General features: G+C 75.3%; 25 protein-coding genes. 14 read left to right on the forward strand and 11 right to left on the reverse strand.

Translation table 11 applies throughout. The features are described from left to right. Positions 1–361 precede the first annotated feature (361 nt). The 6 genes from AB0K43_RS20795 to AB0K43_RS20820 all read left to right on the forward strand — a co-directional run bounded on the left by AB0K43_RS20795 (position 362) and on the right by AB0K43_RS20820 (position 8,797). Positions 362–2,845, forward strand: a complete 2,484-nt coding sequence (locus AB0K43_RS20795) for a hypothetical protein (RefSeq protein WP_363641798.1) — start codon at positions 362–364, stop codon at positions 2,843–2,845. 118 nt (positions 2,846–2,963) lie between these two features. Next, on the forward strand, positions 2,964–3,983 hold the full coding sequence (gene pstC, locus AB0K43_RS20800; RefSeq protein ID WP_363641800.1) for a phosphate ABC transporter permease subunit PstC: 1,020 nt from the start codon (positions 2,964–2,966) through the stop codon (positions 3,981–3,983). Between the two features lie 49 nt (positions 3,984–4,032). Beyond that, a complete protein-coding gene (gene pstA, locus AB0K43_RS20805) occupies positions 4,033–5,250 on the forward strand; it encodes a phosphate ABC transporter permease PstA (RefSeq protein ID WP_363641802.1) in 1,218 nt (405 codons plus the stop codon). A gap of 35 nt (positions 5,251–5,285) precedes the next feature. Beyond that, a complete protein-coding gene (locus AB0K43_RS20810) occupies positions 5,286–6,986 on the forward strand; it encodes a substrate-binding domain-containing protein (RefSeq protein WP_363641804.1) in 1,701 nt (566 codons plus the stop codon). Further along, the gene (locus AB0K43_RS20815) at positions 6,983–7,894 is read left to right on the forward strand and encodes a sortase (protein WP_363641806.1); all 912 of its coding nucleotides are present in this window, start codon (positions 6,983–6,985) and stop codon (positions 7,892–7,894) included. Before AB0K43_RS20810 ends, AB0K43_RS20815 begins: the two co-directional genes overlap by 4 nt. Before the next feature lie 30 nt (positions 7,895–7,924). Beyond that, positions 7,925–8,797, forward strand: a complete 873-nt coding sequence (locus tag AB0K43_RS20820) for a phosphate ABC transporter ATP-binding protein (protein WP_363641808.1) — start codon at positions 7,925–7,927, stop codon at positions 8,795–8,797. Between the two features lie 51 nt (positions 8,798–8,848). On the opposite strand, the gene AB0K43_RS20825 is transcribed toward AB0K43_RS20820, so the two are convergent. Continuing rightward, on the reverse strand, positions 8,849–9,436 hold the full coding sequence (locus AB0K43_RS20825; protein ID WP_363641810.1) for a helix-turn-helix domain-containing protein: 588 nt from the start codon (positions 9,434–9,436) through the stop codon (positions 8,849–8,851). Between the two features lie 159 nt (positions 9,437–9,595). Between AB0K43_RS20825 and AB0K43_RS20830 the strand changes: the two genes are divergently transcribed. Beyond that, positions 9,596–10,378, forward strand: a complete 783-nt coding sequence (locus AB0K43_RS20830; protein WP_363641812.1) for an SDR family oxidoreductase — start codon at positions 9,596–9,598, stop codon at positions 10,376–10,378. A gap of 94 nt (positions 10,379–10,472) precedes the next feature. Next, entirely contained in the window at positions 10,473–10,697 is a 225-nt protein-coding gene (locus AB0K43_RS20835; RefSeq protein WP_363641814.1) for a hypothetical protein, read from the forward strand. Positions 10,698–10,730: 33 nt separating this feature from the next. Here the strand turns inward: AB0K43_RS20835 and AB0K43_RS20840 are convergent, their stop codons facing one another. After that, positions 10,731–13,130 (reverse strand): lysylphosphatidylglycerol synthase transmembrane domain-containing protein, encoded by a 2,400-nt coding sequence (locus AB0K43_RS20840; protein ID WP_363641816.1) that lies wholly within the window; start codon positions 13,128–13,130, stop codon positions 10,731–10,733. Between the two features lie 170 nt (positions 13,131–13,300). Here AB0K43_RS20840 and AB0K43_RS20845 point away from each other — a divergent pair, with 170 nt between their 5' ends. Both AB0K43_RS20845 and AB0K43_RS20850 read left to right on the forward strand, forming a co-directional pair. Then, positions 13,301–13,582, forward strand: coding sequence for a hypothetical protein (locus AB0K43_RS20845; protein ID WP_363641818.1), 282 nt, complete (start codon positions 13,301–13,303; stop codon positions 13,580–13,582). A 114-nt stretch (positions 13,583–13,696) separates the two neighbouring features. Continuing rightward, complete coding sequence (locus AB0K43_RS20850) at positions 13,697–14,191, forward strand: NUDIX hydrolase (protein WP_363641820.1); 495 nt, start codon at positions 13,697–13,699, stop codon at positions 14,189–14,191. A 16-nt stretch (positions 14,192–14,207) separates the two neighbouring features. Here the strand turns inward: AB0K43_RS20850 and AB0K43_RS20855 are convergent, their stop codons facing one another. Continuing rightward, positions 14,208–14,909, reverse strand: a complete 702-nt coding sequence (locus tag AB0K43_RS20855) for a class I SAM-dependent methyltransferase (protein ID WP_363641822.1) — start codon at positions 14,907–14,909, stop codon at positions 14,208–14,210. A 152-nt stretch (positions 14,910–15,061) separates the two neighbouring features. Between AB0K43_RS20855 and AB0K43_RS20860 the strand changes: the two genes are divergently transcribed. Beyond that, positions 15,062–15,625, forward strand: a complete 564-nt coding sequence (locus AB0K43_RS20860; protein WP_363641824.1) for a GNAT family N-acetyltransferase — start codon at positions 15,062–15,064, stop codon at positions 15,623–15,625. 16 nt (positions 15,626–15,641) lie between these two features. Here the strand turns inward: AB0K43_RS20860 and AB0K43_RS20865 are convergent, their stop codons facing one another. Together AB0K43_RS20865 and AB0K43_RS20870 are read right to left on the reverse strand one after the other, a co-directional pair. Further along, positions 15,642–16,349, reverse strand: a complete 708-nt coding sequence (locus AB0K43_RS20865) for a tyrosine-protein phosphatase (RefSeq protein WP_363641826.1) — start codon at positions 16,347–16,349, stop codon at positions 15,642–15,644. A gap of 54 nt (positions 16,350–16,403) precedes the next feature. Further along, a complete protein-coding gene (locus AB0K43_RS20870) occupies positions 16,404–17,120 on the reverse strand; it encodes a hypothetical protein (RefSeq protein ID WP_363641828.1) in 717 nt (238 codons plus the stop codon). A gap of 167 nt (positions 17,121–17,287) precedes the next feature. Between AB0K43_RS20870 and AB0K43_RS20875 the strand changes: the two genes are divergently transcribed. From AB0K43_RS20875 to AB0K43_RS20885, 3 genes are all read left to right on the forward strand, one after another. Beyond that, positions 17,288–18,109 (forward strand): RNA polymerase sigma factor, encoded by an 822-nt coding sequence (locus AB0K43_RS20875; RefSeq protein ID WP_363641830.1) that lies wholly within the window; start codon positions 17,288–17,290, stop codon positions 18,107–18,109. After that, positions 18,106–18,990 carry a hypothetical protein gene (locus AB0K43_RS20880; protein ID WP_363641832.1) on the forward strand — a complete coding sequence of 295 codons (885 nt, stop codon included), beginning with the start codon at positions 18,106–18,108 and terminating at the stop codon, positions 18,988–18,990. Before AB0K43_RS20875 ends, AB0K43_RS20880 begins: the two co-directional genes overlap by 4 nt. Positions 18,991–19,247: 257 nt before the next feature. Further along, positions 19,248–20,834, forward strand: coding sequence for a protein kinase (locus tag AB0K43_RS20885; protein ID WP_363641834.1), 1,587 nt, complete (start codon positions 19,248–19,250; stop codon positions 20,832–20,834). Positions 20,835–20,843: 9 nt separating this feature from the next. Here AB0K43_RS20885 and AB0K43_RS20890 read toward each other — a convergent pair whose 3' ends face one another. The 6 genes from AB0K43_RS20890 to AB0K43_RS20915 all read right to left on the reverse strand — a co-directional run bounded on the left by AB0K43_RS20890 (position 20,844) and on the right by AB0K43_RS20915 (position 24,974). Then, the gene (locus AB0K43_RS20890; RefSeq protein WP_363641836.1) at positions 20,844–21,368 is read right to left on the reverse strand and encodes an ion channel; all 525 of its coding nucleotides are present in this window, start codon (positions 21,366–21,368) and stop codon (positions 20,844–20,846) included. Between the two features lie 139 nt (positions 21,369–21,507). Beyond that, the gene (locus AB0K43_RS20895) at positions 21,508–22,179 is read right to left on the reverse strand and encodes a MerR family transcriptional regulator (protein WP_363641838.1); all 672 of its coding nucleotides are present in this window, start codon (positions 22,177–22,179) and stop codon (positions 21,508–21,510) included. A 72-nt stretch (positions 22,180–22,251) separates the two neighbouring features. Next, complete coding sequence (locus AB0K43_RS20900; protein WP_363641840.1) at positions 22,252–23,664, reverse strand: hypothetical protein; 1,413 nt, start codon at positions 23,662–23,664, stop codon at positions 22,252–22,254. Between the two features lie 156 nt (positions 23,665–23,820). Next, positions 23,821–24,102 (reverse strand): Sec-independent protein translocase subunit TatA, encoded by a 282-nt coding sequence (tatA, locus tag AB0K43_RS20905; protein WP_363641842.1) that lies wholly within the window; start codon positions 24,100–24,102, stop codon positions 23,821–23,823. Positions 24,103–24,261: 159 nt separating this feature from the next. Then, a complete protein-coding gene (locus AB0K43_RS20910; protein WP_363641844.1) occupies positions 24,262–24,618 on the reverse strand; it encodes a DUF202 domain-containing protein in 357 nt (118 codons plus the stop codon). After that, a complete protein-coding gene (locus tag AB0K43_RS20915) occupies positions 24,615–24,974 on the reverse strand; it encodes a DUF202 domain-containing protein (RefSeq protein WP_363641846.1) in 360 nt (119 codons plus the stop codon). The genes AB0K43_RS20910 and AB0K43_RS20915 overlap by 4 nt, the downstream gene beginning before the upstream one ends. Positions 24,975–25,104 lie beyond the last annotated feature (130 nt).

The raw sequence follows: 25,104 nt of genomic DNA on the forward strand, positions 1-25,104 counted from the left end.
CGCCGGTCCGCCGCGCCGGCGGCCCGTCCCCGAGGGGGCCACGCACCCACCGCGTGGCCCCCTCGCCCGTCTTCCGCCGCCGCCCGGATCACGCCAAGTCCGCCCGCATGCCGAGAGATTGGCGATGCCGGGTGAACTGCGGCCACCTGCGGGTCAGTTGTGGCCTCGTCCATCTGAGCGACAGTCAGACGCCATGTCGGTATGGCCGAATGGAGCCGTCCGGCGCGCCGGCTGCTCCGTGCTCCGGAGTCCGTCGTCGCCTCGTCCTGCCCTGCCCCGCCCGGCCGTCCCGCCGCACCCGGAGGTGCCCACCATGAGACTCCGCCCACCCCGTCCGACCGGCCGCCCGAGGTGGCCGAGGATGCTGCTGGCGGCATCCTTCGCCTGGGCGGTGGTGGTGGCGATCGGCATCGTCCCGCTCGGCCTGGACGGAGCGCCCCGGGCGCGGGCCGCAGGCGGGGTGACGGTCGCCGGCCCCCCCGTCTGGGAGCCGGCGACCGGGACGTACGGGGCGCCGGGGTCGGTCACGGTCACCCCGGCGACGGGGCTGACCAACCGGGTGGTCCAGGTCTCCTGGACGGGCTTCACCCCCACCGTGGACCTCTTCGGCAGCCCGGTGAGCACCGTGCGCCACCCGTCGAACGGCGCCTACGACACCAACGCGGTCTACCCGGTGCGGGTCTACCAGTGCCGCGGCACCGACCCGAGGCCCACCGACTGCTACGGCTCGCTGCTGTACGGCGGCGACCCGGCCAAGGGCTTCGAGCAGAAGGCGCCGGCGGCGGGTCTGAACACCCCCGAGTTCCCGACCAACATGGTCATCGGCGCCACCCGGCCGGACGGCTCCGGCTCGCTGTCGATCGAGGTCTGGACCTCGCAGCAGAGCCAGACCCTGGGCTGCGACCAGAGCCACGCCTGCTCGCTGGTGGTGGAGCCGAACTACGGCGGCGACCCGATCGGCGCCTACCAGGCGGAGCCCGGGCAGATCAACTGCGAGGACCACTCGCCCGACGTCGACTACTTCTACAACTCGGCCACCGACGCCATGCTCGACCGGGCCGACGTCGGGCCGGACAGCTGGCGCAGCGGTGAGGCCTGCGCCTGGACCCACCGCGCGGTCGTCCCGCTGACCTTCGCCCCCTCGGCCGAGGACTGCGCCGAGGGCGCGGCCGCCTTCTCCGCCACCGGCCTGGAGATGGCCAACCGCGCGATGCAGCAGTGGCGGGCCGGCCTGTGCCAGGGCGACAACCCGCTGAACCTGCAGTACACCTTCGGCGGCGGCGAGCCGCAGGCCCGCGCGGCCTTCCTGCGCCGCTCCGGCAGCGACCTGGCGCTGACCGCCCGGCCGGACCTCGGCCCCGCGACCCGGCCGTACGTCTACGCGCCGCTGGCCACCTCGGCGATCTCGGTGGCGTACCTGGTCGACGACGGCGCCACCCACCGGCAGATCCGCCGGCTGCGGCTGAATCCGCGGCTGCTGGCGAAGATGCTGACCCAGTCGTACCGGATGGCCGGGCAGGACGACATCGAGTCGGTGCAGGGCAATCCGCTCTGCGTCTTCGACGACCCGGAGTTCCGGCAGCTGAACCCGAGCGACCCGGTGAACGGGCCGGTCTGGCCGGGCTGCCTGATCAACGGCGACTTCCGGGCCAGCGCGCCGGTCGTGGTCGGCGGCACCACCGACCTGGTCCACCAGCTGACCTCGTGGATCGCGGCGGACCCGGACGCGAGCCAGTTCCTGCAAGGGGCCACCGACCCGTGGGGGATGCACCTCGACTCCCTCTACCTGAAGCCGAAGTTCCCCGGCTACCCGGTCGACGCCTTCCAGCCGCAGGACTACTCCGGCCCGAAGAGCTGGAAGCAGTTCGAGTGGAACCCGCTGCTCGGCGGGCTCGGTCAGGTCACCCGCAACGCCCTCCAGGCGCTGGCCTCCTGCCTGAACCCCGACCTCACCGCGACCGGCGGCCACGACAGGTGCATCCCGCAACCGGTCGGCGAGCGCGGCTTCTTCGCGGTGCTGGACGCCGGCTCCGCACAGGCGATGAGCCTGCCCGAGGCCGAACTGCTCAACCCGGCCGGCGGATTCGTCGCGCCCACGCTGAGCGGGATGCAGGCGGCGGTGGCGGACATGCCGGTCGACCAGAGCACCGGTACCCAGGAACTGCCCTACGGCGACCGCGGTTCGGCCTTCGCCAAGGACCAGGCCGCCTACCCGCTCACCACCGTCCAGTACGCCATGGTGCCGACCGAGGGCCTGGCGGCCGGCAAGGCGGCCGCGGTGTCCCGGTTCGTCCGGCAGGTCACCGACGCCGGTGGCGGCCAGGTCTACGGCTGGGGCCCGGGGCGGCTCGCGCCCGGCTACGCGGCGCTCTCCACCGCCCAGGGCGAGCAGGCGCAACGCGCCGCGCAGCACGTGGCGGCGCAGGACGGCGCGCTCCCCGGCAACCAGACCGCTCCGGCGGCCGGCGGTGGGACCGGGACGGGCGGCTCCGGCGGCGGGAGTACTGCCGCGGGCACTGGCAACGGCGGCTCCTCGGGCGAAAGTTCGGCCGGAGCCGGCGGCGGGGCCGGTGGCACCGTCGACGCGGTGACCGGCGCGCCGGTCGCGACCGGCGGCGCCAAGCCCTCGGCGAGCGCCTCCGCACTGGCGGCGGCCCCGGTCGGCCGACCGTCCCCGGACCGGGCCGGGGCGGCCCGGATCCTGCTGCCGGTGGTGCTGGTGGCGGGCGGGGTGCTGCTGATCGGCGGCCCGGCCGCGCTGCTGCTGGGCGGGACGGCGGCGGGCGCCCGGATCTCCGGGGCGACCCACAGGGCCTGGTCCCGGCTGACCGGGTCGGGGGGCTGAAGCGTCCGGTGCCGGCCGGGCCGCCGTCCAGGCCCGGCCGGCACCGGCCGGCCCGGCACCGCCCACCCCAGCCCAGCGACCGTCAGAGCGACCAGAGAGCCGGAGAGAGACGAACCCGATGGCATCCCCACTCCAGCCCGCCGCACCCCTGCTGCCGCCCGCCGACGACCCGGGGCAGGACCGCCCGCGGGTGATCAGCGCCCCCGCCGCGCCGGCCGACCGGCTCTTCCGGGGCGTGCTGCGGGCCGCCGGGCTCTCGGTCTTCCTGATCATGGGCCTGATCGCGTTCTTCCTGCTGCTGCGCGGATCCCAGGCGCTGCGGGCGGTCGGCTGGTCGTTCTTCACCGAGCAGCGCTGGCAGACCGCCGCGCACCGGTTCGGCATCGCCGCGGTGCTGCCCAACGGCCTGCTGATCGCCCTGATCGCGCTCTGCATCGCCGTCCCGGTGGCGCTCACGGCGGCGGTCTTCATCTCGGAGTACGCGCCGGCCCGGGTGCGCTCGGTGCTGATCTCGCTGGTGGACCTGATGGCGGCGATCCCGAGCATCGTCTACGGCCTGTGGGGCCTGTTCTTCCTGCAGCCGAGGATCGTCGGCCTGGTCCGCTGGCTGGCGCTGCACCTGGGCGGGGTACTCCCGTTCCTGAAGGTGCGCACCGGCGACATCGGCACCTCGTACACCTCCTCCACCTTCATCGCGGGGGTGGTGGTCTCGCTGATGATCATCCCGATCATCGCCTCGCTCAGCCGGGAGGTGTTCTCCCAGGCACCGGCCGGCGAGCGCGAGGGCGCGTACGCGCTGGGCTCCACCCGCTGGGGGATGGTCCGCACCGTGGTGCTGCCGTTCGGCCGGGGCGGGGTGATCGGCGCGGTGATGCTGGGCTTCGGGCGGGCGATGGGCGAGACCATCGCGGTCGCGCTGATCATCTCGCCCTCGTTCAAGGTGACGGGGCACGTGCTGGAGAACGGCGCCAACTCGATCTCGGCGCTGATCGCGCTGCGCTTCGGCGAGTCGGACGCGCTCTCGCTCTCCGCCCTGATGGCGGCCGGCCTGGTGCTGTTCGCCCTGACCCTGCTGGTGAACCTGGCGGCCGGCGTGATCATCAACCGCTCGCGCTCCGGCGCCGCCACCGCGGACTGAGCCCGTGCCCACCGCCCAGCGTGCCGATCCCCTGGAAGGGAACCCTCCGATGAGCGCCGCCACCGCGCCACCGTCCCCGGCGACGACCCCGCCGGCCGAGCCCTCCGACGCTCCCGAACGCCGCCTGAAGCTGGGCGGGACCACCCGGGCCGACCTCTGGTCGCTGGCCGCCCCGGCCGGCGGCTCGCTGGCCCTGGACTGGCTGCTGTACGAGCGGCTGCTGCCGTTCAGCGGCGCGCAGGGCTTCCTGCTCTGCTGGTACGTGCTGTTCCTGGGGCTGTACTTCACCGTCGGCCGGCTCCAGTGGGACCCGCTGAACGTCCGCGAGCGGATGGTCACCCTGCTGGCCTGGAGCTCGGGCCTGCTGGTGGTCGGGCTGATCCTGGACCAGATCGGCTACGTGCTGGTCCGCGGCCTGGACGCGGCGCGGCACAGCAACTTCTTCACCGAGTCGATGGAGCACACCGCCGCGCTCTCGCCGATCACCTCCGGCGGGGCGCTGAACGCGATCGTCGGCTCGCTCGAACAGCTGGGCCTGGCCACCCTGTTCGCGGTGCCGCTGGGCATCGCGGCGGCGGTCTTCATGTCCGAGGTGGGCGGCCGGCTGGCCCGCCCGGTGCGGACCCTGGTCGAGGCGATGACCGCGCTGCCGTCGATCGTGGCGGGCCTGTTCGTGCTCGGCGTGGTGATCCTCACCTTCGGCGCGGAGAAGAGCGGCCTGGCCGCCGCGCTCGCCCTGACGGTGATGATGATGCCGATCGTCACCCGGGCCGCCGAGGTGGTGATCCGCCTGGTGCCGGGCACCCTGCGGGAGGCCTCCTACGCGCTCGGCGGCAGCCAGTGGCGCACGGTGTGGAACGTGGTGCTGCCCACCGCCCGGCCCGGCCTGATGACGGCGGTGGTGCTGGGCATGGCCCGCGGCGTCGGCGAGACCTCGCCGGTGCTGCTCACCTCGGGCTTCACCGCCGGGATGAACGCCGACCCGCTGGAGGGCCGCCAGGTCAGCCTGCCGCTCTACATCTGGAACTACGTCAAGCAGCCCTACCCCGACATGGTCGCCCGCGCCTTCGCCGCCGCGCTCACCCTGATGGTGATCGTGCTGGTCCTGTTCGTGGCCGCCCGGGTGCTCGGCGGCCGCCCGGCCGGGCGGATGACGCTGCGCCAGCGGCGCCGCCAGGCGCGCTCGGACCGCGCCGCCCCCGCCGCCCGCGCCGAGCAGCCGGCTCCCCGGACCCCCGTCGGGGTCCCGGCCGGGGCCACCCGATGAGCCCCCGCCGCCACCACCGCTCCCAAGGAGTACCCATGACAGGCCCCCGGGCCGCGCGTCCGCTGGCCGTCCTGCTCGGCGTCCTGCTGGTGCTGCTGGCCAGCCCGCCCGCGCACGCCGCCACCTCGTTGAACGCCGACGGCTCCAGCTGGGCCGGCCCGGCCATCGACCAGTGGCGCCAGGACGTGGCGCCGCAGGGCATCCAGATCAACTTCAGCCCGGTCGGCTCGGCCGCCGGCCGCACCCAGTGGAGCAACGGCCAGGACGACTTCACCGCCTCCGACGTGCCGTTCCGCTCGCGGGCCGACACCGGGGTGAGCAACGGCGGGGCGACCTCCGGCGCGGGCCAGCCGGAGAACCCGGTGTACGGCTACTCGTACGTGCCGATCACCGCGGGCGGCACCGCCTTCATGTACAACCTGGTGGTCGGCGGCAAGCGGGTCACCGACCTGCGGCTGTCACCGGCCACCCTGGTCGGGATCTTCACCAACCGGATCACCTCCTGGGACGACCCGAAGATCACCCAGGAGTACGGGCGGGCGCTGCCCAAGCTGCCGATCACCCCGGTGGTGCGCTCCGACGGCTCCGGTGCGACCGCCCAGTTCACCCGGTGGATGGAGCACACCCACAAGGCCGAGTGGGACTCCTACTGCGCCCAGGTCAACGGCGTGGGCTGCGGCGACTACACCGAGTTCTACCCGCCGGCCGGCCGGATGGTCGCCCAGAACGGCTCCGACGTGGTGGCCGGCTACATCCAGTCGCCCACCGGCCTCGGTGCGATCGGCTACGACGAGTACGCCTTCGCCAAGCGGAGCAACTGGCCCGTCGTCAAGGTGCTCAACCCGGCCGGGTACTTCAGCCTGCCGACCGCCTCCAACGTGGCGGTGGCGCTGACCGCCGCGAGGATCCGCGGGGTCGACGACACCACCGCGCCCTCGGACCCGGACTTCCTGCAGCAGAACCTCGACGGCGTCTACACGATGACCGATCCGCGGTCCTACCCGGTCTCCAGCTACAGCTACCTGATCGTCCCCCGGGGCGGGGCCGCCCTCCCGCCGCCGCCGCGCTTCACCAACGACAAGGGCAGCGCGCTCAGCCGGTTCATCTCGTACGTGCTCTGCCAGGGGCAGGGCGAGGCGGACAGCCTCGGCTACTCGCCGATCCCGCGCAACCTGGTCCGCGGCGGCATGCTCCAGGTCGCCCACATCCCCGGCCAGGCGAGCCAGGTCGACCCCAACTCGCTGAGCAACTGCGCCAATCCGACCTTCAACTCGGCCGGTGAGCTGACCGTGCTGAAGAACGCCCCGCAGCCGAGCCCCTGCGACAAGCAGGGCGCACCGCTCGACTGCACCGTGCAGAACGGCCAGGCCGTCGCCAAGTCCGGCGGTGGCGGCGGCGGTTCCTCCTCGGGCGGCTCCTCCGGCGGCTCGCCGGCGGGCGGCGGCAGCGGCGGTACGGCCGGCGGCCAGGGCGCGGGTGACGCCGGTGGTGCGGCGGCCGGCGGCGCCGGGGCCGACCAGGTGGTCGACCCGCAGACCGGCGAGGTGGTCGCGGCCGGGGGCGCGGGCGGGGGCGGCGCCCTGCCGGCCACCGTGGTCGCGATCGGCGGACGGCCGGAGGACTGGGTGCTCTCCACCCTCACCGCGCTGGAGCTGCTGGGCGTGGTGGCCGTGCCGCCGCTGCTCGGCCACTGGCTGCAGCGCCGGCGGCGCGCGGCGGCGGGCGGTGCGCGATGACCGCGCCCACCCTGGACCGGCCGCCCGCGGCCGAGCCGCCGGAGCCGGTGGCGCTCCCGTCCGGCCCGGTGCCGCCGGTGCGGCCGGCACTCTCCGGCGGGCGCCGCCGGGTGGTGCAGGCCGGCTGGGCGGCCACCCTGGCGGCGGCCCTGCTGCTGGGCTTCGCCGGGTACCTGCTGGCGCTCTCGGGCCTGCAGCAGCAGCACTTCCAGTCCACCGCGTACAAGACCTTCCGGGACCGGCTCGCCACCGCGGTCGCCCCCACCGGGCCGACCGCGGACGGCGAACCGGTGGCCGTGCTGGACATCCCCGCGATCGGCCTGCGCCAGGCCGTGGTGGTCGAGGGCACCAGCGGCCGCGACCTGATGCGGGGCCCCGGCCACCGCCGGGACTCGGTGCTGCCCGGGCAGCGCGGCGCCAGCGTGCTGTTCGGCCGGGGCGCCTCCTTCGGTGCCCCGTTCGCCCGGCTCTCCGAGCTGCGGGTCGGCGACCGGATCGAGGTCACCACCGGCCAGGGCAGCTTCGGCTACGTGGTCAACGCGTACGGCGACGGCGACCACCCGATCACCGACGCCGCCCCGGCCCGGCTGATCCTGGTCACCGGCGACTCCGGTTGGATCCCCACCGGCACGGTGCTGATCGGCGCCCGGCTGGACGGCGAGCCGCAGCCCGCGGTGGGCGGCCGCCCCGCCCAACTGCCCGCCGACCACGCGCTCGCCGTGGACAACGGCGCCCTGGCGGGGCTCCAGCTCTGGGCCCTGGCACTGCTGGGCGCCGCGGCGGTGACCACCGTGGCCGTCCGCCGCTGGCACGATCGGGCCGCCTGGCTGAGCCTCAGCCCGGTGCTGGCCGCGCTGCTCTGGGCGGTCTACGAGAACGCCGCCGCCCTGCTGCCCAACCTCTACTGAGCCACCCTCCGTTCGGAAGGACCTGCACCCATGACCGAGGCCGACACCGCCCCGCTGCCGCGCGTCACCGACGGGCCCGGCACCGGCCCGTCCGCCACCGGCGGGCCCGCCGGCGGCGAGGACTCCGGGCTGGCCGGCCTGGAGACCCGAGCGATCTCCGCGTGGTTCGGCGACCACAAGGTGCTGGACCGGGTCTCGCTGGTCATGCGGGCCGGCGAGGTCACCGCGCTGATCGGCCCTTCGGGCTGCGGCAAGTCCACCTACCTGCGGATCCTCAACCGGATGCACGAGATGGTGCGGGGCGCGGCGCTCGCCGGCGAGGTGCTGCTGGACGGCGCGGACGTCTACGCGGCGGGCCGCCGGCCGGCCGATGTGCGGCGCCGGATCGGCATGGTCTTCCAGCGCCCCAACCCGTTCCCGGCGATGTCCATCGCCGACAACGTGGCCAGCGGCCTGAAGCTGGCCGGGATCAAGGTCGGCCGCCAGGAGCGCGACCACCTGATCGAGTCCAGCCTGCGGCGGGCCGGCCTGTGGAACGAGGTGAGCGGCCGGCTGCACACGCCCGGCGGCGCGCTCTCCGGCGGGCAGCAGCAACGGCTGTGCATCGCCCGGTCGTTGGCGGTCTCCCCGGAGATCCTGCTGATGGACGAGCCCTGCTCGGCCCTCGACCCGACCTCCACCCGGCGGGTCGAGGAGACCATCGCCGAACTGCGCGGCCGGCTCACCATCGTCATCGTCACCCACAACATGCAGCAGGCCCAGCGGGTCTCGCAGTCCTGCGCCTTCTTCCTGGCCAGCCACGACACCCCCGGCCGGATCGTCGAGGCCGGGCCCACCCGGCAGATCTTCGCCAGCCCGGCCGACCACCGCACCGCCGACTACGTCAGCGGCCGCTTCGGCTGAGCGGGCCGCGTCGGCGGGAGCCGCGCGGGAAGCGCGAGCGCCCGGCCCGCGTCAGCGGGAGCCGCGGGGCGCCGCTCCGTGCAGGAGGGTGTCGACGATGCGGGCCGCGAGGGCGTCCGGGTCGAGGGGGTCGGTCTCCGGGCGGTTGTGCACGGCCTCGCCGAGCAGGGCGTAGAACACCCGGGCGACCCAGCCCAGGTCGGCGTCGGCGTCGATCACGCCCTCCCGCCGGGCCCGGTCCAGCAGCTCCAGACAGCGGCGGTCGATCTCGGCCCAGGCGTCGGCCGCCTCGCTGCCCTCCATCGCGGGCAGGTTCAGCGCGAAGCTCCAGGCGCCCTTCACCCGGATCACGTTGGCGGTGGCCCGGTGCATCATCACCAGCGCGGGCGAGCTGTCCGGGCGGCTCTCCTCGATCGCGTGCGCCAGTTGCCGGACGGCCGAGACGGCCAGGGCGTCGATCAGTGCCTGCCGGCTGGCGAAGCGGCGGTGCACGGTGGTCCTGGCGACCCCCGAGGCCTCGGCGATCTGCTCCATCGAGGCGCCGGGATTCTGCGCCAGCACCCGCTCGGCCGCCGCCAGGATGGCGCGTACGCTGCGCTCCGCGTCCGCCCGCAGTGGCCGCCCGGCTGCCTTGACCATGTGCTTCCTCCTGCTCGCGATCCCGCTCAGACGATACAGCGGCGCCGCATTTCCGCTTCTAACTGCAACACTGATGTTGCGGTTATCAAGATAATGGCTACTCTTGTGTAGCAGTTAGCCGGTCGCCAGTCCGGCCCCGACCATCCCGGGAGTCCTGCCATGCCCACCGCCCTCGTCACCGGCGCCTCCTCCGGCCTCGGCGCGGAGTTCGCCGCCCAGCTGGCCGCCCGCGGCCACGACCTGGTCCTCACCGCCCGGTCCGCCGACCGCCTGGAGGCCCTCGCGGCCGAGCTCCGCGCCGCCCACGGCCGCCGGGTCGACGTGGTGGTGCAGGACCTCGCCGCCCCGGGTGCCGCCGGCCTGATCGCGGCCGAACTGGAGGCCCTGGGCCGGCCGGTGGACCTGCTGGTCAACAACGCCGGCTTCGGCACCTGCGGCCGCTTCGAGGAGAACACCGCCGAGCGCGACCGCGACCAGCTGACGGTCAACGTGGTCGCCCTGGTGGACCTCACGCACGCCGTCCTGCCCGGCATGCTGGCCCGCCGCTCCGGCGCGGTGCTCAACGTGGCCTCGGTGGCGGCGTTCCAGCCCGCGCCGTACTTCGCCGTCTACGCCTCCACCAAGGCCTTCGTGCTCAACTTCAGCCTCGCCCTGCGGCAGGAGTACCGGAAGCGCGGTGTACGGGTGCTGGCCCTGTGCCCGGGCCCGGTGGAGACCGGCTTCTTCGAGGCGATCGGCACCCGCAAGGCCGCCGTCGGCCGGATGACCACCCCGCAGCAGGTGGTCCGGGCCGCGCTGCGCGCCCTCGACCGGGACCGCCCGTACGTCACCCCGGGCCTGAGCAACCTGGTCACCGCGCACCTGGCGCCGCGCCGCTCCCGCAACCTGGTTGCCACCGTCGCCGAGCGGATCAGCCGCAAGGTGCTCGACCCGGCCGTCTGACCGGGCCCGACCCCCGGCCGGGCCGCAGCCGCGCAACACGCCGAGGGCCGGTCGGCGCCGCGCCAAGCGCCCGGCCGCGGCGGATACTGGCGACATGCCCCAGAATCCTGAGAGCCCCGAATTTCCGGAGGACTTCGACGAGGAATCGCCGGTGGTCGTCGAGGCGGCGGACGAGGAGCGCGAGGTGGACGTCCACCTCGGCGACGACCTCGAGCTGCTGAGCGAGCGCCGGGCGCTGGGCGCCGGGGACTCGGACGACGGCGACGCGGTCGAGCAGACCCGCGAGGTGGACCTCGACGAGGACGAGTACCGGGTCTGACCGGCACCGCCCGGGGCGGGCGAGGCCCTGGCCCTAGAGCGCCTTGCGCCGCTGCAGCCAGGCGAAGGCGGCCCAACCGGGCAGGACCGGCAGGACGAAGGTGAGCAGCCGGTAGAGCACGACCACCGCGAGCGCGGTGCCGTCGTCCATCCCGCCGAGGCTGGCCAGCAGCTGTTGGAGCGCCGTCTCCACGCCGCCCACCCCGCCCGGGGTCGGCACGGCCGAGCCGACCGCGTTCCCGGTCATCAGGGTGAAGCCGACCGCGGAGTACCCGGGCACCTGGCCGATCGCCCGGGCGCAGCAGTACAGGCAGGTGACGAAGGCCAGCGAGACCAAGAGCTGGCCGGCCACCCCGGCGGCCAGCTTGCCGGGCTGCTGGAGCAGGTCGAGCAGCCGCGGCAGCACCTCGGCCCGCAGCGGGCGCAGCAGCGCCTGGAGCCGGCGGCGCAGCCACGGCACGGCCATCGCCGCCAGCACCAGCAGCCCCAGGACCGACACCACCACGGCCATCACCACCGGATTGGGCATCTCGTTGCCCGGGCCGCGGCCGACCAGCCAGCCGAACCAGGCCAGTTGCAGCAGGTGCAGGACCATCCCGAGCAGCTGCGCGGCGCCCACGCTGGACAGCGCCTGGGCGGTCGGGATTCCGCTGCGCTGCAGGTAGCGGGTGTTGAGCGCGGCCCCGCCAACCGCGGTCGGCGACACCACCTTGACGAAGGACCCGGCCACCTGCGCCACCAGGGTGCGGCCGTAGGGGAGGCGTTCGGGCACGAAGCCGATCAACCCTAGGGCGGCCGCCAGGTGGCTGAGCATCGCGACCGCCGCGGCCGCGGCCAGCCAGAGCGGGTCGGCCCCGGCCAGCACGGTGATCGGGTTGCTGCCCCGGAACAGCTCCTTCAGCAGCAGGAAGCCCGCCAGCATCCCGGCCAGCACGGTGATCAGGGTGCGCGGCCGCAGCCGCTCCAGCCGGACCGGCTCGGCGGGCGCCTGCGGCAGGCTGCGCAGCACCTCGGCGCGGACCTCGGCGACCAGCCCCGGGTGCTCGCGCAGGGCGGCCCGGGTGTCGCGGGCGAGCGCGATCGGCTGGAGAAGCGGCAGGGCGGCGCCGACCGGCCCCTGGCCGAGCGCCGCCATCCCGGAGAGCACGGCCCGCTCCGGTCCGACCCGCAGGGCGAGGACGGTGAGCAGTCCGGCCAGATCCAGCTTGAGCAGCAGCTCGCCGGCCGCGATCTCGCCGTCGGCCAGGTCGACCAGGTGGACCGCGCCGGCGGCGTCCACCAGCACGCTGTCCGGGCCGATGGTCCGGTGGGCCAGCTGCCGGCGCTGGAGCAGCCGCAGCTGCTGCCAGGCGTCGGCCAGCACCGCGTCGGTCAGCTCCTCGTCGGCCAGCTCGTGCAGCGGCCGGGCGTCCAGCAGCGGGTAGGCCACCACGGCGGCGTCCGGCCCGAGCTCGGCGACGGCCAGCGGCGCCGGGGTGCGCACGCCGGCGGCGGTCGCCGCGTACGCGAGCAGGGCCTGGCGCTCCAGCGCGGTGCGCAGCGGGCGCAGGCCGAGTGCGGGGGGTGCGGTGCGCAGGCGCAGCAGTTGCCAGATGCGGTGCAGCAGCCCGCTGGCCTGGGCCTGCCGGTCGAGCAGCCGGACGTCCAGCTCGGGGCGGCCGTCGGGCTGGGTGACCAGGTACCGGTTGGGGCCGGCCCGGCGGATCCGCTCGGGCCGGACCCCGGCCTTGCCGAGGGTGGTGCGCAGCTGCCGGTCGGTGGGCAGGCTGGTGGGCTCGCCGAGCGCGTACCGGGTGCCGTGCGCGGCCGTCCAGCCGACCAGCAGGCCGAGCAGCAGCGAGAGCGGGGTGGCGTAGCCGGTCAGCAGGCCGGACAGGCCCGCCAGGGTGAGCGCGACGGTGAGCGCGGTGCGCCACCGGTTGTGGCCGACGGTGCCCACGGTGGTCATGAAGGCGAGGACGGGGGCCAGGTGCCCGTACACCGGGTCGGTCCGGCCGGGGCCGTCGGGGGCGGAGTGGGTGAGGGTGGCCAGTCCGGCGACGGCGAGGTCGAGGCCGATCGCGAGCCCGAAGGCGATCACGGCGGCGAGGACGCCGTCGGTCACCCGGCGGCGGTCGCCGCGCAGCAGCCGGGCGACGGCGAAGGCGAGCGGGACGAGCAGCAGGGCGGCGGTGCACAGGGTGCCGGCCACCCGGACCGGGGCGCCCGGCAGCAGGTCGGCGCCGAGCGAGATGTCGTGGTCCAGGCCGGTGGCGGTGAGCTGGGCGTAGTCGGCGATCAGCAGGGTGAGTCCGACGGCGGCGAGGCCGGCCAGCAGGCGGATCAGCGCCGCGGGGTGCCGCACGCGCAGCGGGTCGCCGCTCTTCGGGCCGCCCTGCTCGGGAGGCCCGGCGGGTGCGGTCCGGGAATGATCGTCTTGTATCACCGTGGCCACGCGGCATGCTCCCACACGGGCACCAACCGCAGCCGTCGTACGGCGGAATGCCAGGGATCGATCAGGGGTGTATACCAGCAGATAACCGGGCATACCGGAACGGACGCCGGACCGTGCGCCACGCCCCGGCCCGCGACCTGCGGGAGCGGGCGGAGGCCGAAGGGAGGTCGATGATGACCAAACGATCGACGGCCAAGATGACCAAGCTCCGCCGAGGGACCCAGGACATCCTGGAGCGCCGCTCGATGGCGGCCAGCCCGAGCCCACTCGCGCCACAGCTCCACACCGACAATCCGACCGCGGCCCGCACCGGCGCGTACTTCGGCGACGACACCTTCAGCCACGGCGGCCGCCGCACCTTCGCGGCCACCGCCCCACCGCCCGGCCTGGCCCACCACGCCGAACTCCCCGGCCACCGGCACCGCGGCGCCGAGAAGCACTCCGCGCACTGAGCACCGCACCGGATGGGGCGGCACCCTCGCCGAGGGTGCCGCCCCATCCGGTGCCCGCACGGCCGCCCGGGCTGCCAGAGTGGGTCCGACACCGTCCCGTACCGAAGGAGCGCCATGTCGGACAGCCCGCCGCTCAAGTCCCGCGAGGAGTGGCTCGCCTCGCTGCCCCGGGTGTACGCCGCCGCCGGCTGCCTGATCACCGACCCCGAGGGCCGGGTGCTGATCGTCAAGGCCGGCTACCGGGAGCACTGGCAGTTCGTCGGCGGCACGGTCGACCTCGGCGAGAACCCGCAGCAGTGCGCCTCCCGCGAGCTGCTGGAGGAGACCGGCATCGTGCGCGAGGCCGGCGACCTGCTGGTGGTCGCCTGGACCAACCCCGCCGCCGACCTCGACCACCCCGCCGGCCACTTCCTGTTCGACCTGGGCACCATCGCGGCCGACACCCCGGTCACCCTGCCGGCCGGCGAGCTGGACGACCACCGCTGGGCCGAGCCCGAGGAGGCGCTGGCCCTGCTCGGGCCCGCCCGCTCGCCGCGCCTGGCGGCCGGCCTGGCCGCCCGCGCCGACGGCCGCACCCGCGTGCTGACCAGCCCGACGTCGGGCTTCTGAGCGGGCAGGCCCCGGCTCAGGCCGGGTTGCGCCAGACGTAGGCCGCCGAGACCGGGTGGCTGCGGTAGCGCTCCCAGGTGGGCTTCAGCGCGATCCACTCCTCGTCCACCACCGCCTCGCGCATCTCGGCGAGCTGCCAGCCGGCCGCCAGGCCCGCCGAGAGGTGCTCGCTGACCAGGTGGACGTGGGTGGTGATGGCCGTCGGGGCGCCGTCGGGCGCATCGAAGTGGGTGGGCATCCCGGCGGCCATGATGAAGTACGGGTGCAGCCCGACCAGCACGCACAGCCCGCCCGGGCGGGCCAGCCGGCGGGCCTCGCGGTAGAGCGGGCCGAGCTCGGCCAGGTGCTCGTCCACCAGCGAGGAGATCACCAGGTCGTAGCCGTCCGAGGGCAGCCCGGTGGCGGCCAGGTCGGCCTCGACCAGGTGCTCGTGGGCGCCCCTGGCGCGGGCCAGCTCGAGCATCTCGGGGGTCAGGTCGACCCCGACGACCGCGGCCACGCCCTGCGCGCGCAGCCAGGCACCGGTCCGGCCGGTGCCGCAGCCCAGATCGGCGGCGCGCCCGAAGCCGTCCCACCGGGGGACGGCGAGCCGCGCCAGCACCCCGAGGTCCATCGCGTCCTGCACGGTCCGCTCGTAGGTCTCGGCCCACCCGGCGTAGCCGGTCCGGACGTCCACCATCGGGTAGTGACGGGTGTCGAAGTCGGCGAATTCCACCATGCCGACAAGTCTTGCCGCGGCGGCCGGTCGAGGGCGAATGGTTTACCGGCGCGCCGGTGCCCGGGCGGTCCCGTACGCTGCACCGACCGTCGGCGTGGACGGGGCGCGGTGCACGGGGCGCGGTGCGCAGGACCATGGCGGGAGGCGGGCGGATGGAACTGCTGAGGTACCCGGAGGCCGAGCTGCCGGCCGGACTGCGCGAGCAGGTCTGGGAGTTGCAGGAGCAGGCCTGGCCGACCGGGGAGCCCGACCCGGGGCTCAGCCACGATCCGGCGCTGGACCCGCGCTCGATGCTGCTGGTGGACTCCGGCCGGGTGCTCGCCGCGCTCGACCTGCTCGGCAAGGAGATCACCCATGCCGGGCGGGTGTTCCGGGCCCGCGGCCTGTCGGCCGTGGTCACCGACCGGGCCCGGCGGGGGCGCGGCCACGGCGGGCGGCTGGTCGCCGCCGCCCGGGCGGAGCTCGCCGAACTGGGCGCCGACCTCGGGCTGTTCAGCTGCGACCGGCCGTTGGAGGGGTTCTACCGGCGGGCCGGCTGGCAGCCGCTGCCCGGTGCGGTGCTGGTCGGCGGCACGGCCGAACGGCCGTTCCCCAGCGACCGGTTCGACAAGGTGGTGCTGGCGGAGTTCGTCACCGCCCGGGCCCGGGCGCACCGCGGGTCGTTCCCGGGTGCCCGGATCGCGCTGCACCCGGGCGAGATCGACCGGTTGTGGTGACCGGTCGGCCGGCCGATCAGCCCAGCAACCGGGCCCGGACGGTGGCCAGTTCGGCGGCCGGCAGGTAGCCGTCCGGCTCGAACTCGGCCAGCACCTCCAGCAGCGCCGCCGTCGCGGTGGTGCCCGCCTCGCTCAGGATCCGCTCGATCACCACCGCCTCGTCGGGCCGGCCGAGCATGCCCCACAGCGGCCGGAGGTTCTCGGTGCTGAGCAGGTAGTCGGCGGCGATCGCCCGGTGCTCCACCCCGGCCACCGCCAGCAGGACCAGGGCGGCCAGCCCCGTCCGGTCGCGGCCCGCCCCGCAGTGCACCACCACCCCGCCGGGCCGGGCCCGGGCGACGGCGGTGAGCAGCGCGGTGACGGCGTGCCGGCAGTCGTCCAGGTACGGCCGGAAGGCCAGCGGCGTGCCGTCCAGCCCGCCGAACCTGGCCCACCAGTCGGGGCCGGCCAGCTCGTCCAGCGGGACCCGGACCAGGTCGACCCCGGCCGGGTGCGGCAGCCGGGGCCGGAAGTCCGCCTCGTCGCGCAGGTCGACCACCGTCCGCACGCCGTACTCCCGCAGGGCGGTCCAGCCCTCGGCGGTGAGCGAGTCGAGGTTGTCGGCGCGGACCACGGCGCCCCGGCGGGTGCGGCCGCCGCCGGCCGTGGGCAGGCCGCCGAGGTCGCGTACGTTGAGGCAGCCGTCCCAGGTCAGCTGTCGGTCGTCCGTCGTCCCGGTGTGCATGCCGCCGCGTCCCCCGTGTCCTCGATGCCCGGGGCCCGTGCCCCCGGCTTCTGATCAGGACGGGCGCCGGGCCTCCTCCGGTTCCGCCGGCGGCGGCCCCGGGGTGTCGAACAGCCAGAGTTCCCGGCCGAGCGTGTCGAGGCAGCGGACCCGGTCGAAGCGGTCGTCCCCGGCCGACAGGAAGCCCCGGGCGGCGCCCGCCAGCACCTCCCGGGCGACCGGGTCGGCCCGGCTCCACGCGCCGGTCAGCACCAGCGCGGGGCCGAGCAGCTCGGCCCGCTTGATCCGGGCCACGGCGGCCTGCGCCAGCGCGGCGTTCACCGCCTCCAGCTCGGCGGGGGTCAGGTACGGCGCGGCGGCGGGGCCGTCCAGCCGGCGCAGCAGTTCGGGCAGCCCGTGGTGCCGGACGGCGGCCACCGAGTCCTGCACCGCGACCTGCCAGCGCGGCCCGGGCGCCACCTCCCACCACACCTGCTCGCCGACCGGCATCAGCTCGCCGATCCCGGCCCGCCAGATCTCCAGACCGGTGACGGTGTTGGGGTCGGGCCGCAGCGCCCGGCCGCCCCAGCGGGCCTTGGGGGTGATCCCGAGGTTCAGGGTGTACCGGACGGCCCGCTCGTCGGCGCCGGCGAGCTGCACCCCGAGCAGCGCCCAGCACTCCTCGTCCGGCAGGGTGAACGAGAGCCCGCAGCCGATCAGGCCGAGCGCGCGGACGGCGGGCGCGAAGTGCTCGCGCATGCCTTCCGCGAAGAGCTCCTGGGCAGTCGTCATCACAGTTCCGTGGGGGGAGGGGCAGAGGCCGGTGCGGCCGTCCGCTGACGAACCTATGCCTCGGGCGGCTCGGCCGGCCGCGGGCGAATGGCAGCAGCTGACAGGACTTTCGTCCCGTACCCGCAGGACGGGGCCCGGCCACCCGCCCGCGGCCTCGATCACGCATCATGTGGCGGGTGCACAGTGCAGACCACCATGCGGCGGGCGCCGACGACGGAGTCGGCAGCTCGATCGGCCAGGACGGCGTTCCGGCAGGTCAGGGACGTCCGCCGGACCGGCGGGTCGACCTCGCGGCAGCCGTCGAGGCCGCCCGCGACGGTGACGAGGAGGCCTTCCGGCTGCTCTTCCGGGCCGTCCAGCCGGGCCTGCTGCGCTACCTGCGGATGCTGGTCGGCGGCCGCGCCGAGGACGCCGAGGACATCGCCTCCGAGGCCTGGCTCCAGGTCGCCCGGGACCTCGGGCGATTCACCGGGGACTCCGCCGGCTTCCGCGCCTGGGTCGCCACCATCGCCCGCAACCGCGCCATGGACCACCTGCGCCGCCAGCGCCGCCGCCCGGTCGCCGACCTCCCGGTCGAGTACCTGGCCGAACTCGCCGCCGCCGAGGACACCGCCACGGCCGCGCTGACCACCGTGACCACCGCGGACGCGCTCGCGCTGATCGCCCGGCTGCCCCGCGACCAGGCCGAGGCGGTGCTGCTCCGAGTGGTCCTGGAGCTGGACGCCGAGAGCGCCGCCCAGGTGCTCGGCAAGCGCGCCGGCAGCGTCCGGATGGCCTCCCACCGGGGACTGCGCCGGCTGGCCGGGCTGCTGGAGCAGGTCGGCGGAGCCGGTGCCGGGGTGCCGGCCAGGCCCCGCGCCGAGGCGGCCGGCCGGACCCCCGGGCGGGGTTCCGCACCGCCGGGCGCGGCGGCCGGGCCGGCCGCGAAAGAAATTTCCCCGCAGGGTGTGACACCGCGACGAGCCGCGACGCTGAAGGACATGAGATGAGCACCAACCGATCCCGCCGGATCGACCGCGAGGCCGCCGAGCACCTGCTCGCCGGCACCGGGGCCGACCCGGAGGCCGGTCGGGCCGCCGTCACCGGTCACCCGGCACTCGCCGGGCTGCTCGCCGCAGCCGCCGCCCCGGCGGCCGAGGCGGAGCAGACCGGGGAGCAGGCAGCCCTGGCCGCGTTCCGGCAGGCCCGTCTCAGCCCGACCGGCCCCACCGCATCGACCAGCCCCACAGCCCAGCCCCGGAGACGAACCATGGCGGACACCGCGCTCGCGCGGGCCTTCAGCGCGAAGGCCCTCGCCGCCGCGTTCGCCGCCACCGCGCTCGGCGGCGTCGCCGTGGCCGCGGGCACCGGGACCTTGCCGGCCGGCCTGGGCGGCGGGCCGCAGCCGGGCCAGCGGGCGAGCGCCGTGCCCGCGGCACCGACCGGCGCCGGCGCGTCCGCGGCCCGGACGTCCGACCGCTCACCCGGCCCGGGCGCGACGACGGCCTCGGCCCGCCCCGGCGGCCCGGCCGCGGCGCCGGGCGCCGGCCCCGCCGGGAGCAGCGCGCCCGGCGCCCGGCCGAGCGGTTCGCCGACCGCCGACGCCTCCGCCGCGGGGCCCGCGCTGGCCCCGCTCTGCCGCACCTTCGGCGACCGGCTGCGCAGCGGCGAACACCTCGTCGACCTGATGCGGGAGCGGTCCTTCCAGCCGCTCTTCCGGGCGGCCGGCACCACCGGTCGCGCGGCCGACTACTGCGCGGGCCTGCTCCGCGACGACCAGCCGGGCACCGACCCCTCCCCGGGCCGGGACGGTCGCAGGACGACCCCGTCCCCCAGGACGGACCGGCCGACGACCGCCGCACCCTCACCCTCGGGCGGCCGCCGAGGGTGAACCGAGACTCCGGTCGGGCGGCGGGCGAATCCCCCCGGGCCCGCTGCCCGACCGGTGGCAGTGCTGCGACGGCGCTGCCGGTACCCCGAAGACTCCGGGCGGTCGGTGGGCTCCCCCGTGTCCACCGCCCGCCCGGCCTCGGATCCCGGGCCCCGGGCCGCTGCGGCTCCTGCGCCGACGCGCCCGGCCGCTATCGTGCACAGGTGCGCGAGGCGAACTGAAGCCTTGGGCCGTCGGAGTGAGGGGAGCGGTTCCCGGTGATCGGACGCGCGCTGAACGGGCGGTACGAACTCGTCGAGATACTCGGCGTCGGCGGCATGGCCACCGTCTGGCGCGGGGTCGACCGCCAGCTCGGCCGCCAGGTGGCCGTCAAGGTGCTCAACGGCGGCCTCGCCGACGACCCCAGGTTCGGCGAGCGCTTCGCCCGGGAGGCCCAGCACGCCGCGATGCTGGTGCACCCCCGGGTGGCGATGGTCTTCGACTCCGGGGTGGACCAGCTGTCCCCCTACATCGTCATGGAGCTGGTGCCGGGCCGAACGCTCAGCCGGGTGATCGCCGACGGCGGCCCGATGCCGGTGGAGCGGGCGGTCGGGGTGGCCGCCGCGGTCTGCGAGGCGCTGGAGGCCGCCCACGCCCAGGGTCTGGTGCACCGCGACATCAAACCGGGCAACATCATGATCACCGCCGACGGCGGGGTGAAGGTGGTCGACTTCGGCATCGCCCGGGCCGGCTCCTCCTCGTCCGCCCAGCTCACCCAGGCCGCGACGGTGCTCGGCACCGCCGCCTACCTCTCGCCCGAGCAGGCCACCGCCGGTGCCGTCGACGCCCGCGCGGACCTGTACGCGGTCGGCTGCGTGCTGGTCGAGATGCTCACCGGCGCGCCCCCGTTCGACGCCGACACCCCGGTCGCGATCGCCTACAAGCACGTCACCGAGTACCCGGTGCCGGTCTCCGTCCACCGGCCCGACGTACCGCCGGCGCTGGACACCGCCGTGCTGCGGCTGCTCGCCAAGCACCCGGACGGGCGCCCGGCCGATGCCGGCCAGGCCCGGGCCGAGCTGCTGGCCGCCGCGCCGGGCGCGAGCCGGCCCGACCCCACCGGGCAGCTGCTGGGCACGGGCGCGGGCGCGGCCACCCAGGTGCTGCCACCGGTGGCGGCCGCGCTGCTCACCCCGCAGCCGCCGCACCAGCAGGACCGGCACACCTCGGTGCTCCCCCCGGTGCAGTCGGCCCCGCCGCAGGAGTACTCCCAGGAGTACTCACAGGGGTACGACGAGCAGGACGAGGAGCCGCCGCCGAACCGCCGCCCGCTGATCATCGCCGGGGCCGGCGTCGCGGTGGCCGCGGTCGCGGTGGTGATCGCCGCGCTCAGCCTGGACGGCTCCTCGGCCGGCGCCGCCAAGGCGGCCGGTCCGGCCACTCCCGCGGCCGCCACCCGGGCGACCGGGTCCGCACCGGCGCCGGCGCCCGCGCCGAGCAGCAGCCCGGTGACGCCCAGCCGCAGCGCGTCCCCGTCACCGTCCGCCTCGCCCAGCCCGACCGGGAAGACGAACGCGGCTGTCGGGATCGCCCAGTTCAGAGCGGTCGTCGCGCAGACCAGAATGCCGCACGACCGGGATCGCCAGATCGACCTGCTCCGGGTGCTCGACGCGGCCGCCCTGTCGGTGGTCGAGCGCCGCCCGGACGACGCCGAGGAGGAGCTCCGCGGCGCCCAGCGGCTGGTCAAGGATCTCGGCAAGCGGCACGCGATCGACGCCGACACCACCCAGAACTGGCAGAACCGGCTGAACGCGCTGATCGGCGCGGTCCAGGCCCAGCAGGACCAGCAGGACCAGAACGGCTGACCGAGTGGCTCAGCCCTGGTGGCGGCGGCGGTCGGCCCGCTGCTCCAGGCCGCTGCGCACCCGGCGGTTGATCGAGGCACCGCCCGCGGTCAGGAAGACGAAGGTGTAGAGGATCTGCACCATCACCACCACCCGGGCGGACTGTCCGGAGGGCACGATGTCGCCGTAGCCGACCGTGGCCATCGTGATCACGGTGAAGTAGAGCGCGTCCACCTTGGTGGTCAGCCCGCCCGAGAACTCGCCCTCCGTGCGGGCCATCGCCAGGTAGGCGGTGGCGAACAGCAGGATCGAGAAGCACAGCACCATCATGATCACCAGCACCGGATGGCCCTTGCCGCCGACCAGCTCCTGCTGGATCTGCCAGAGCAGCATGATCGCCACCCCGGCGAGTGCCAGGCTGAAGACGATCCAGCTGAGGGTGGGGTTGTGCGGCCCGAAGACGTTCAGCGGGATCGCGAACCAGACGGTGAACAGCAGGGTCGGCAGCCCGAGGGTGATCGCCCACTGCATCGGCCGGCCGACGGTGCGGCTCATGGGCTCCCCCGGGGGTCGGGACACGACGGTCCCGTCCAGCCTGCGGGAGCCCGCGCCGCCACGCGCGGCCCGGCTGAGCCGTTCGGGGGCAGGAGGGGGCAGGAGGGGGCAGGAGTGGCAGGCGGGGCCTGGACGGGACCTACGAGCCGACCGCCGACTGCTGGGTCGCGAACAGGCGGTGCGAGGCGTCCTCCTGGGCCAGCCGCCGCAGGGCCGCGAGGGCGGCGTCGCCGAGGACGGTGCCGATGACCGCGCTCTCCACCAGGCCGTCCGGGTCCGGATGGGTGGCCACCGCCGCGACCTCGGCGGCGGCGAGCCGCTCGGCCGCGACGGCGTAGTCGTCCAGCAGCCCGACCAGCTCGCCCTGGCCGAGGGTGCGGAAGGTGACGATCACCTGGGCCAGCGCCTGCCGGGCCGGGCTCTCGGGCTTGACCTGCCAGCCGAGCCGGCCGACCAGTTCCTCCACCGCCCCCTCGGCCTGCTCCCGCACCGCGCTCTCGGTGGCGCTCTCCCCGCCCGGCAGGGTGGCGGGCATCGGCGCCGTGACGGCGGTGAGCGCGACCCCGAGGGTGTCGTGCAGCGAGCCGCCCGGGGTGTCCAGCGCGGTGAGCACATCGCGGGCGGAGGCGATCGAGAGCCGGCCGACGTCGATCATGGCGCGCACCAGCTTCAGCCGGTGGACGTGCGCCTCGCCGTACTGGGCCTGGTTCGGGCTGGTCAGCTCACCGGCCGGCAGCAGGCCCTCGCGCAGGTAGTACTTGATGGTGGGCACCGGCACGCCGGTCCGGCTGCTCAACTCGCCGATTCGCATGGCTGTCCGCTCCCTCGTCTCCGCTGAATGGATAGCCTACCTTCCCACTGCGGGGTCGGGCTGCGGCCCTGGTCAGCGCGGTTCCGCCGGGACGGGTTGGTCCGGCCGGGTGGGCTGCTCGGGCCCGGGCCGGTCGGGGTGGCCGGGGTGGTCGGGCCGGTCGAGGAACTCCAGCACCGCCAGTACCAGCAGCAGTGCGAGGGCCAGCCAGATCACCACCACCGCGGTCGGGTAGCTCCACAGCACCACCGTCAGCACGGCGGCGCCGACCGCCGTCCACTCCAGCCAGGTCTTCCAGCGGTGGACGAACCGGCCGACCGGCCCGAGCCGCATGCCGTACCGCTCACCGGTCTCCCGGACGGCGCCGATCCCGGCCTGCCAGAAGCCCCGGACGGCGCCGGCCCGCCGGCCCGGCCCGGACAGCCAGGCCGCCAGCGCGACCACCACACCGAGCGCCAGCACCACCCGGACGGTGGCGCGCAGGTAGCGGATCAGCGTGTCGTAGACCGCCGAGGCGGCCGCCTGGTCGACCCCGGACGGCAGCTTGTCCAGGTAGATCACCCGGAACACCGAGAGCCCGATGCCGAGCAGCCCCACGCAGACCGCCATCGCCAGCGCCGCCGTGACCAGTGCCCGCCGCCTGCGCGCGGCCAGCAGCACACCGCCCGCCGCGCACACCAGCGCCAGCACCGGCACCCAGAAGCCGGCCAGATCCAGCACCCGGAAGCCGGTCTGCACCTTCTTGACGCTGTCCGACTGCACCAGGGTGAAGTCGGTGTGCACCTCGGGGATCTTCGCCGCGACCCCCAGGCCCCGGTCCACCAGCCGGGTCTTCACCTGGTCGATCACCGGCGCCAGATCGAGGGTCACCTTGTCGCCCTTGATCTGGACGGCGCCGCCGCCTTCGCCGGTGAGCACCCGGTCCACCGCGGCGTGCGCCTCACGGTTGAGGTTGATCCAGATGCTGGTGAAGGCGTCGCTCTCCACCAGGCGCTGCACCTGGTCGTGCACGAAGCCGGTGATCCCGCTGGTCAGCGCGGGGCCGATCTTCTGCAGGGCGGAGTCGAGCAGCGGGCGGTCGGCGGGCGCGATGTCGGAGAGCAGGCTGTCGATCGGCAGGTTCTGCATGATCAGGTCGGTCACCCGGTTGGTGACGGCGGCCTGGACGGCCGGGTCCTGGGCCAGTGGCGCCATCGTGGCCACGTACCGGTCGGTGTCGGTGACCTGGGACTTCGTCCAGGCGGCGACCGCGGCCAGCGGGGTCAGCACGGCGGCCAGCGTGATCAGCAGGGCAGCCAGCGCGGACCGCAGCCGGTGCCGGCGCGGGGGGTCGCGCTTCTCCAGCTCCGCGACCCGCCGGTGCAGCTCGTCGAGCTCGTCCGGCGCCGGGGCGGGTGGCTTGCCCGGGTCCTGCGGCTGGTCCGGGGTGGGTGGCTTGCCCGGGTCCTGCGGCTGGTCCGGGGTGGGTGCGCCGGGGGTCGCCATGGGAATCCTCCGAGCACTCGGTGAACTGTCGAGTACCAGGAGATAACAGAACAAATCGGACGGCTACTTGGCCGCAGGCGCCCGGTGGCGGCCCGGGAAACGGCGGAGCCCCCGCGCCGTCGGGTGCGACGGGCGGGGGCTCGGGAGCTGCGGGGCTCAGGCGCCGGTGGCCGACTTGGTGGTGCTGTCGGCGGACTTGGTGACCACGGTCGGCTCGACCGCCGGTCGGGGCTGCTCGGCCGCGTTCTGCGCGGCCGTGCCGTTCTGCGCCTCGGCCGGAGCGTCGTCCTCGCGCAGGGCCTTGGTCTCGGCCTTGAGGATGCGCATCGACTTGCCGAGACCACGGGCCATCTCGGGAAGCTTCTTGGAGCCGAACAGCAGGACGAGCACTGCCACCATGATGATGATGTGCCAGGGCTCGAGACCGTTACGGAACATCCCTGACCACCGGTCCTTTCGCGGAAGTTCTCGCCGAACATGCAAGTCGGACGGGCATGCCCGACCTGGCCAGTATGCCTGGCCCGGTCGGCGAACGTATACACCCGCCGGCAAACGCTGGTCGAAAACCAGGTGCCGGGCGTTCAGTGGTCTGGACCACTAGTCGGTGCCGGGGCCGGTCAGCACGGCCCACGCGCTTCCCGCGGCCGCCACGGTCACCGCCAGCGTGAGCACCCGCAGCGGGCCGACCGGCACGGCCTCCGGGGCGCCCCCGGTCCGCTCCAGCCGGCGCCGCCGGTGCAGCCCGTACCCGAAGAACCCGCAGGCCGTGGCGGCCAGCAGCCCGCCCATGACGCTGAGCCCCGGCTGCCGGTGGAGCAGGCCGGAGCGCAGGATCAGCATCGCGTCGACGGTCAGCAGCAGCGCCGTGCGGCCCCAGGCCAGCAAGGTCCGCTCCGGTTGCAGGCCGGGGTCGCGGGCGGGGGCGGCGGCGGCCCCGGGTGGCGGGGCGGTCACCGCGCGGAGCTGATGATCAGGATGGTGAGGACCACGGCCGCCACCGCCACGCAGACCGTCAGCACCAGCATGATGCGGGTGTACGGCAGCCGGCCGCCCTCCCTGATCGCCCGTTCCACCCGCACCCAGCGCCGGTACGCGGCGGCGCCGAGGCCGGCCCCGCCGAGCGCCAGCACCACGGCGAGCGCCGCGCGGACGGCGGTGGGCGCCAGGCCCGGGGTGAGCTGGTCGATCGCGACCGCCCCCGCCAGCAGGGCCAGCGCGGTGCGGATCCAGGCCAGGAAGGTGCGCTCGTTGGCGAGGGTGAAGCGGTAGTCCGGGTCCTCGTGCTCGCGGCGCCAGGCTGGTTCCGGCATCGGTGGCGGGCCTCCTGCGGTGGGTGCTCGGCTTCGCCGCCCACGCTAGGTGCTCGGGGCGCGGTGCGCGGGCACGGCGAGGGCCCCGGCCGACTGGTGTCGGGCGGGGCCCTGGATGATCCGCGTGCGG

Source organism: Kitasatospora sp. NPDC049258 (assembly GCF_040678895.1).
GTDB lineage: Bacteria > Actinomycetota > Actinomycetes > Streptomycetales > Streptomycetaceae > Kitasatospora.

Bases quoted from the DNA above. Each gene is read 5' to 3' on its own strand.
- AB0K43_RS20795 (WP_363641798.1), top strand. From the start codon at position 362: ATGCTGCTGGCGGCATCCTTCGCCTGGGCGGTGGTGGTGGCGATCGGC.
- pstC (WP_363641800.1), top strand. From the start codon at position 2,964: ATGGCATCCCCACTCCAGCCCGCCGCACCCCTGCTGCCGCCCGCCGAC.
- pstA (WP_363641802.1), top strand. From the start codon at position 4,033: ATGAGCGCCGCCACCGCGCCACCGTCCCCGGCGACGACCCCGCCGGCC.
- AB0K43_RS20810 (WP_363641804.1), top strand. From the start codon at position 5,286: ATGACAGGCCCCCGGGCCGCGCGTCCGCTGGCCGTCCTGCTCGGCGTC.
- AB0K43_RS20815 (WP_363641806.1), top strand. From the start codon at position 6,983: ATGACCGCGCCCACCCTGGACCGGCCGCCCGCGGCCGAGCCGCCGGAG.
- AB0K43_RS20820 (WP_363641808.1), top strand. From the start codon at position 7,925: ATGACCGAGGCCGACACCGCCCCGCTGCCGCGCGTCACCGACGGGCCC.
- AB0K43_RS20825 (WP_363641810.1), bottom strand. From the start codon at position 9,436: ATGGTCAAGGCAGCCGGGCGGCCACTGCGGGCGGACGCGGAGCGCAGC.
- AB0K43_RS20830 (WP_363641812.1), top strand. From the start codon at position 9,596: ATGCCCACCGCCCTCGTCACCGGCGCCTCCTCCGGCCTCGGCGCGGAG.
- AB0K43_RS20835 (WP_363641814.1), top strand. From the start codon at position 10,473: ATGCCCCAGAATCCTGAGAGCCCCGAATTTCCGGAGGACTTCGACGAG.
- AB0K43_RS20845 (WP_363641818.1), top strand. From the start codon at position 13,301: ATGATGACCAAACGATCGACGGCCAAGATGACCAAGCTCCGCCGAGGG.
- AB0K43_RS20850 (WP_363641820.1), top strand. From the start codon at position 13,697: ATGTCGGACAGCCCGCCGCTCAAGTCCCGCGAGGAGTGGCTCGCCTCG.
- AB0K43_RS20855 (WP_363641822.1), bottom strand. From the start codon at position 14,909: ATGGTGGAATTCGCCGACTTCGACACCCGTCACTACCCGATGGTGGAC.
- AB0K43_RS20860 (WP_363641824.1), top strand. From the start codon at position 15,062: ATGGAACTGCTGAGGTACCCGGAGGCCGAGCTGCCGGCCGGACTGCGC.
- AB0K43_RS20865 (WP_363641826.1), bottom strand. From the start codon at position 16,349: ATGCACACCGGGACGACGGACGACCGACAGCTGACCTGGGACGGCTGC.
- AB0K43_RS20870 (WP_363641828.1), bottom strand. From the start codon at position 17,120: ATGACGACTGCCCAGGAGCTCTTCGCGGAAGGCATGCGCGAGCACTTC.
- AB0K43_RS20875 (WP_363641830.1), top strand. From the start codon at position 17,288: ATGTGGCGGGTGCACAGTGCAGACCACCATGCGGCGGGCGCCGACGAC.
- AB0K43_RS20880 (WP_363641832.1), top strand. From the start codon at position 18,106: ATGAGCACCAACCGATCCCGCCGGATCGACCGCGAGGCCGCCGAGCAC.
- AB0K43_RS20890 (WP_363641836.1), bottom strand. From the start codon at position 21,368: ATGAGCCGCACCGTCGGCCGGCCGATGCAGTGGGCGATCACCCTCGGG.
- AB0K43_RS20895 (WP_363641838.1), bottom strand. From the start codon at position 22,179: ATGCGAATCGGCGAGTTGAGCAGCCGGACCGGCGTGCCGGTGCCCACC.
- AB0K43_RS20900 (WP_363641840.1), bottom strand. From the start codon at position 23,664: ATGGCGACCCCCGGCGCACCCACCCCGGACCAGCCGCAGGACCCGGGC.
- tatA (WP_363641842.1), bottom strand. From the start codon at position 24,102: ATGTTCCGTAACGGTCTCGAGCCCTGGCACATCATCATCATGGTGGCA.
- AB0K43_RS20915 (WP_363641846.1), bottom strand. From the start codon at position 24,974: ATGCCGGAACCAGCCTGGCGCCGCGAGCACGAGGACCCGGACTACCGC.